Below are 434 nucleotides of genomic sequence, written 5' to 3'. Positions count from 1 at the left end.
ACTCGTGTAGTTCGCTGAACTGCGTCTCGTAGTCTGTTTGTAGCTGCTTGAGTGATTGCAGCAATTGTTGTTCTAGATATGTAAGTTTGTGATAGATAAAGGGGGAGGTAGAGGAAAAGGGAGGGGAGAGAGGGAGAAAGGAAAGGAAGGGAAAGGAAAAGGAAAAGGGAGAGGGAAGAAAAAGGAAGAAAAGAAGAGAGAGAAGAAAGGAAGAGAGAAAGAGAGAGAGAGGGAGGAAAGGGGAAGGGGGAAAGGGGGGAGGAGGAAGAGAGAGAAGAGAGGGGAGAGGGGAGAGAGAGAGGGGGAAGAAGGAAGGAGGGAGAAAGGGGGGGAAAAGAGGGAAGGAGGGGAGAAAGGAAGGAGGGGGAAGAGAGGGGGGAGGAGGAGAGGGAGGAGAAAAGAGAGGGGAGAGAGAGGAAAGATGAGTCATAAAT

1 protein-coding gene is annotated in these 434 nt (G+C 50.5%); it reads left to right on the top strand.

All coding sequences use genetic code 11. From position 1 onward, the window contains the following. Positions 1 to 88: 88 nt before the first annotated feature. Positions 89 to 434, top strand: a 346-nt coding sequence (locus BW139_RS18220; protein ID WP_175611425.1) for a hypothetical protein, incomplete at its 3' end; no start/stop codon positions are given.

Origin of the sequence: Pseudoalteromonas sp. SK18, assembly GCF_001974855.1 — a bacterium.
In the GTDB taxonomy this organism is placed as follows: domain Bacteria; phylum Pseudomonadota; class Gammaproteobacteria; order Enterobacterales; family Alteromonadaceae; genus Pseudoalteromonas.
This window is presented reverse-complemented; position numbering and strand designations above follow the sequence as displayed.